This is a genomic window from Zoogloea ramigera (assembly GCF_006539865.1).
In the GTDB taxonomy this organism is placed as follows: Bacteria; Pseudomonadota; Gammaproteobacteria; order Burkholderiales; family Rhodocyclaceae; genus Zoogloea; species Zoogloea ramigera.
The window spans coordinates 1-6,479 of the sequence record NZ_BJNV01000122.1; the positions used below are offsets into that span (position 1 = coordinate 1).

At 63.2% G+C, this 6,479-nt stretch carries 7 protein-coding genes; all 7 read left to right on the forward strand.

Annotation, left to right across the window (positions count from 1 at the left end):
* The first annotated feature begins 131 nt into the window (after positions 1–131).
* The gene (locus tag ZRA01_RS19640; protein ID WP_141355069.1) at positions 132–494 is read left to right on the forward strand and encodes a hypothetical protein; all 363 of its coding nucleotides are present in this window, start codon (positions 132–134) and stop codon (positions 492–494) included.
* A 142-nt stretch (positions 495–636) separates the two neighbouring features.
* Positions 637–1,062 carry an H-NS histone family protein gene (locus tag ZRA01_RS19645; RefSeq protein ID WP_141355070.1) on the forward strand — a complete coding sequence of 142 codons (426 nt, stop codon included), beginning with the start codon at positions 637–639 and terminating at the stop codon, positions 1,060–1,062.
* Positions 1,063–1,254: 192 nt separating this feature from the next.
* Positions 1,255–3,093, forward strand: coding sequence for a type I restriction-modification system subunit M (locus ZRA01_RS19650; protein WP_141355071.1), 1,839 nt, complete (start codon positions 1,255–1,257; stop codon positions 3,091–3,093).
* A gap of 139 nt (positions 3,094–3,232) precedes the next feature.
* Complete coding sequence (locus ZRA01_RS19655) at positions 3,233–4,144, forward strand: Abi family protein (RefSeq protein ID WP_141355072.1); 912 nt, start codon at positions 3,233–3,235, stop codon at positions 4,142–4,144.
* Positions 4,141–5,499, forward strand: a complete 1,359-nt coding sequence (locus tag ZRA01_RS19660) for a restriction endonuclease subunit S (RefSeq protein WP_141355073.1) — start codon at positions 4,141–4,143, stop codon at positions 5,497–5,499. Before ZRA01_RS19655 ends, ZRA01_RS19660 begins: the two co-directional genes overlap by 4 nt.
* Positions 5,492–5,941, forward strand: a complete 450-nt coding sequence (locus tag ZRA01_RS19665; RefSeq protein ID WP_141355074.1) for a hypothetical protein — start codon at positions 5,492–5,494, stop codon at positions 5,939–5,941. Before ZRA01_RS19660 ends, ZRA01_RS19665 begins: the two co-directional genes overlap by 8 nt.
* Positions 5,941–6,479, forward strand: a 539-nt coding sequence (locus tag ZRA01_RS19670; protein ID WP_246093780.1) for a type I restriction endonuclease, incomplete at its 3' end; no start/stop codon positions are given. The genes ZRA01_RS19665 and ZRA01_RS19670, both read left to right, overlap by 1 nt.

The following is a 6,479-nucleotide window of genomic DNA, read 5'->3' on the forward strand; positions in this document are numbered from 1 at the left end:
GCGCGCCGCCGCCGAGTCGATTGGCGGGAAGGTGACGGTGGTGGACAGCTACATCCCGGAGGATTTCAAAGGGGCGTTTGTGAACCAGGCCGAGCGTGCCGGCAAGTAAGGCCAGAAAGGAGGCACCTCAAATGGACAAACGTGTCGTTGGAACACTGCTGGGTATCACCGGCGTGCTGTTGTGGTTCATGCCCTGGATGGCGTTCTCGATGGGGGACATGGAATTCCACCAAACCGGAAGTCACATTGGAGGGATCGCCTACGTCCTGCTGATGAGCTCGCTGGCCTCAGCGATCCTGTCCTGGGTCCCCCAGCCGGTGCCGCGCATCATCGTGGCGGCGCTGTCGACACTGCTCAGCGGGTTCTTCTGGCTGAACGCGGGGGAGGCGGCTGCATGGGGTCTGGTCTGGCTGTGTGCGGTGAGTGTTATCGGGCTGCTGCAGGCGATCGAGAGGAATAGCGCGGAGCGGAAGTCCGAGCCGCAGGCTGAGTAGTTCTTCATCGGGGCGGGACGAGGGAGCATGTAGCCCCTCGTCCCGCTGCCTGCATCTTCTTCCCGGTAAAGTGAGTTTGGGGGTCGCCATCGCGTGAGGCATGATGGCGGCCTCCAATTTTTTATATCTTTCGACATAGACCATGGATCTGACGAGCCTCTCCCTTGGCAAGCTGAACACGCTGAACCAGCGCATCGGCCGTGAAATTGAAGCACGCGAGCGGGTCGGCAAGGCCGATGTGATCAAGAAGCTTCGCAAACTGGCGGCGGCCGAAGGGTTTACCTTGGAGGAGCTGCTGAGCTTGCCGCCGCAAGCGCAAGCCACGGCCCCCGGAAAAGCGAAGCGGACCAGGAAGCTGGTTGCAAAGCAGAAAGCCCCGCTGCCGACCCGCTATGCGCACCCCGGCAATCCTGAGCTGAAATGGAGCGGACGTAGCCGCCGTCCCGCCTGGATAGAGCTGTGGACGCAGAATGGCGGCGCAATGACGGCGCTGGAGAACGCGGCGGAGCGGCTTAACAACATGTCGCAGCCTGCGCCGTCCTTGGTCGAGCTCGTAGCCGAGTCGTGAAGCGGTAGCCCAAGCTCGAAGGGGCGCGTTGACCACTGCAGCCCCGCTCGGCATGCGTGAACGCGGAACGCACTGGGACAACATTCGAGAGCCCCACGCGCGCAACGGCCGTCCTGCAAACAATTCATTAGCCGTAAAATCCCGGCGGCGCCGCGATCCTGCGCGCCCTTCCCTGCACGGCCCGCCCGAATCATGAACCACCAAGCCCTCTCGTCCTTCATCTGGTCCGTCGCCGACCTCCTCCGAGGCGACTACAAACAATCCGAGTACGGCAAGGTCGTCCTGCCCTTCACGGTGTTGCGCCGTCTCGACTGTGTGCTGGCCGGCACCAAGGCGGCGGTGCTCGCCGAGTTCGACGCCAAGACCAAGGCCGGCATCAGCCCCGACGCCTTCCTGCTGCGCAAGGCCGGGCAGAGCTTCTACAACACCTCGCCGCTCGACCTCGCCAAGCTGCTCGGCGACCAGGACCACCTGCGCGAGAACCTCTACGCCTACATCCAGGGCTTCTCGCCGGCCGCCCGCGACATCTTCGAGTGCTTCGACTTCTTCACCCAGCTCGAACGCCTCGCCAAGGCCGGCCTGCTCTACCTCGTCACCGAGAAGTTCGCCCACATCGACCTGCACCCCGACACCGTCGACAACGCCCAGATGGGCCTGGTGTTCGAGGAGCTGATCCGCAAGTTCGCCGAGATCTCCAACGAGACCGCCGGGGAGCACTTCACCCCCCGCGAGGTAATCCGGCTGATGGTGAACCTGCTCTTCATTGAGGACGACGACGTGCTGACCGCCGGCAACGCCGTGGTGCGCACCCTCTACGACCCCACCGCCGGCACCGGCGGCATGCTCTCGGTGGCCGGCGAATACCTGCTGGAACACAACCCCGCCGCCCGCCTGACGATGTTCGGCCAGGAGCTCAACGACGAGTCCTACGCGATCTGCAAGGCCGACATGCTCATCAAGGGGCAGGACGTGCGCAACATCGTGGTCGGCAACACGCTGTCCGACGATGGCCACGCCAACACCAAGTTCGACTACATGCTCTCCAACCCGCCCTTCGGCGTCGAGTGGAAGAAGGTCGAGAAGGACGTGCGCAAGGAGCACCTCGACAAGGGCTTCGACGGCCGCTTCGGCCCCGGCCTGCCGCGGGTATCGGACGGCTCGATGCTGTTCCTGCTCCACCTCATCAGCAAGATGCGCCCAGCCACCGATGGCGGCAGCCGCATCGGCATCGTGCTCAACGGCTCGCCCCTCTTCACCAGCGGCGCCGGCAGCGGCGAATCCGAGATCCGCCGTTACGTGCTCGAGAACGACCTGGTCGAGGCCATCATCGGCCTGCCCACCGACATGTTCTACAACACCGGGATCAGCACCTACATCTGGATTCTGTCCAACAAGAAGCCCGACGAGCGCAAGGGCTGGGTGCAGCTCATCGACGCCGGCAGCTTCTGGCAGAAGATGCGCAAGAGCCTCGGCAGCAAGCGCAAGGAGATGTCGGACGCGCACATCGCCGACATCACCCGCCTGTTCGGCGACTTCGTCGAAGCCGAGCAGGCCATCGTGCTGGATGCCGCGGGCAAGGAGCTCGCGCGGCAGATCCTGCTCTTCGGCGACACCCCGCCCGTGGCGCCTGCGGGCGGCAAGGTGAAGACGGTACCGATCTCCCGCGTGTTTAAGAACGAGGAGTTCGGCTACACGACGATCACCGTCGAGCGCCCGCTGCGCGACGAAGCCGGCAATATCGTGCTCGGCGAGCGGGGCAAGCAGAAGGGCAAGCCCCAGCCCGACAGCAGCCTGCGCGACACCGAGAACGTGCCGCTGCTTGAGGATATCGATGCCTACTTCCAGCGCGAAGTCCTGCCCCACGCGCCGGACGCCTGGATCGACCGCGACAAATCCAAGGTCGGCTACGAGATCCCGTTCAATCGCCACTTTTACGTCTTCGAGCCGCCGCGCAGCCTGCACGAGATCGACGAGGAGCTGAAGGGCGTTACGGCCCGGATCATGGCGATGCTGGAGGGGCTGGCGGAATGAGCGCCGTGTCAAATTACGCTCAACGTACCCCTGCGGCGCTGGACATGCCGGGTGCGTTTGCGTACTATTTCATTCAACAACACCCGCCACGCCTCTCTACGATGCGCACCAGGCGGGTTTCTCGTTTACGGGGTCGGTAATGGCGTTCGACAAACCGCCCCTGAGCGTCGATGCGCAGATCGACCTGCTGGCCGCCCGAGGCATGCACATCCCGGATCGCGCCCGCGCCCGGCACTACCTCACCCACGTCAACTACTACCGGCTCCGAGCTTACTGGCTGCCCTTCGAGTGTCCCCCTTCGGACGGCGACGCACACGCCTTTGTGCCGGGGACGAACTTTGAGACGGTGCTCGCCACCTACGTCTTCGATCGCGAGCTGCGGCTCCTGCTGCTCGACGCCATCGAGCGCATCGAAATTTCCCTGCGCACCACCTTCGCCCAGCACCTGGCCAGCACCTACGGGCCGTTTGCCCACGATAACCTCGCCCTGTTCAGGGACAGCGCCGACTGGCACAAGAGCCAGGACGAACTCCGCAAGGAATACGGCCGCAGCCGCGAGACCTTCGCCAAACACTACCGGCAGCGCTACCCCGAGCTGGTCACGCCGCCCGTCTGGGTGGCCTGCGAGCTGATGACCCTGGGGCACCTCTCCCGCTGGCTCAAGAATCTGGCAAAGCCCGACGACCGCCAGCGCATCGCCGACCACTACGGTCTGGACGAGCGCGTGCTGCTCTCATTCGCCCACCACCTCACCGTGGTCCGCAACCACTGCGCCCACCACGGCCGGGTGTGGAACCGGCGCTTTGCCCTGCGTTTCACGCTACCCGCCAAGAAACCCAGACACATCGCCAGCGCCTTCAACCCCAGCGAACCGCAACTGATCTATAACACCCTCACCATGCTGGCCTACCTGCTCGATCTGCTCAGCCCGGCCCACACCTGGCGGCGCGAAATCCACGCCCTGCTGGCCGCCCACCCCGAAATCGACCCGGCGGCCATGGGCTTTCCGGCGCACTGGCGGGAGACGAATTTGTGGAGGGTGGTCGCATGAGCCTGCCGAGATATCCGGAGTACAAGGACAGTGGGGTCGAGTGGCTGGGGGAGGTGCCGGCGCATTGGGAGATTCGTCGGCTGAGTTCTCTCTTTGTTCAGGTTACGGAAGAGGGGGATACCGACTTACCCGTCCTGATGGTATCGATCCATTCTGGCGTGTCCGATGACGAAATCGACGAAGAGGAACGCAGCCGAAAAGTCACCCGTAGTGAAGATCGGTCGAAGTACAAACGTGTTGCACCCGGAGACCTCGTGTACAACATGATGAGGGCTTGGCAGGGCGGATTTGGCACGGCCACGGTCACCGGGCTCGTCAGCCCGGCTTATGTGGTTGCCAGACCCACGGAGACATTCCAGACCCACTTGGTTGAACAGCAACTTCGCTCACCGCAGGCCGTCGAGGAAATGCGGCGGCACTCCCGAGGCGTCACGGATTTTCGCTTGCGCCCGTACTGGGACGAATTCAAAACGCTGTCTATAACGCTACCGCCGGCAACAGAGCAGACCGCCATCGCCGCCTTCCTCGACCGCGAAACCGCCAAGATCGACGCGCTGATCGCGGAGCAGGACAAGCTACTGGCCCTGCTGACCGAGAAGCGCCAGGCCACGATCTCCCACGCGGTCACGAAGGGCCTGGACCCGAACGTGTCGATGAAGGATTCGGGGGTGAAGTGGCTGGGCGAGGTGCCAAGACACTGGAAGCTGATGCGTATCAGGCATCTCGTATCCACCATAGAGCAGGGGTGGAGCCCTCAATGTGAGAACTTTCCGGTTGAGGCGCCTGACGAGTGGGGAGTTCTGAAAGTCGGTTGCGTCAACGGAGGGTTTTTTCGCCCGTCCGAAAACAAGAAGCTGCCGCTGGAGTTGGCTCCGATGCCTGCATATGCGCTCAAGCGGGGTGATCTACTGATTTCCAGGGCAAATACTCGTGAGCTTGTCGGAAGTGCGGCAGTGGTGCAGAGGGATTTCAACAACCTGCTGCTGTGCGACAAGCTGTACCGTTTGAGGCTAGCCCCTGGCAAGTGTCTCGCTGCATTCGCCGCGGCTTATCTCAGTACCCGCGAAGCCCGCTCACAAATCGAGCTGGATGCGACTGGAGCCAGCAGTTCTATGCTCAACATTGGTCAATCTGCCGTTTTGGACTTACTAATGCCGCTTCCTGTCATGGATGAGCAAAAAGCCATTGCCGAGTTCATCAGCGCCGAAACCGCCCGCCTCGACGCCCTCGCCGCCGAAGCCACCCGCGCCATAGCCCTCCTCAAGGAACGCCGCAGCGCGCTGATCTCCGCCGCTGTCACCGGTAAGATCGACGTGAGAAATGCACTCCAAAAACAGGAAGCCTGCCATGCGTGAAGGTCTCAGCCACCGCATCGTCGCGTTCATCGCCAACCTGCTGCCCATCTACACCAACGACCGGATCGGCGATCGCCACTGCGCCAGATCGTTGATCGACGGCACCCTGATCCTGCCAGTCGAGGAGCCCAAAGAGGATGAGGAGGGCTGGGTTGAAGTTCATTGGCAGGGCGATCCGGCACGCAGCACCAAGGTGCAGGGGGAATTCATGGCAAGTATCGCCGTCGCCCGATACGTCGAAATCACCGCAGTTCCCGACTCGGCAACAACCAAAGCAGGCTACGCCCACCTGTTTCAGCACTTCGCCTTCAAGACCGGCGCCTCCCTGGTCCTTGAAGAACCGGATCCGGAGAGCGCCGTCGCCGAAATGCTGAAGGAAGCGATCAAGCTCCTTGGAAAGGAAGCAGTCAAGGAAATCGTCAAGAAAGTCATTAGCCTGTGATGTCCAGCCTGCACCAGGAACACCACTTCGAATCCGCGATCTGCGAGCACCTCGGCCGCCACGGCTGGCTGTATGCCGAGGGCGACGCCGCCCTTTACGATCGCCACAATGCGCTGTTCCTGCCCGACCTCCTGGCCTGGGTCGAGGCGACCCAGCCGGAGAGCTGGCAGGCACTCACCAAGACCCACGGCGCGTCGCTGCCCAAGGTGCTGGCCGAGCGGGTGCGCAAGTGCCTCAACGAGCACGGCACGCTGGAGGTGCTGCGCCGCGGGGTGGAGCTGGTGGGGCTGAAGAAGCCCCTGATGCTGGTGCAGTTCAAGCCGGCGCTGGGCCTCAACCGGGCGATCCAGCAGGCCTACGCGGCCAACCGGCTGCGGGTGGTGCGGCAGGTGCATCACTCGCTCAATAACGCACAGGACGCGGTGGATCTGGTGCTGTTCGTGAACGGCATCGCGGTGGCCACCGCCGAGCTCAAATCCGACTTCACCCAGAGCGTGGGCGACGCGGTGGACCAGTACCGCTTCGACCGCGACCCGGC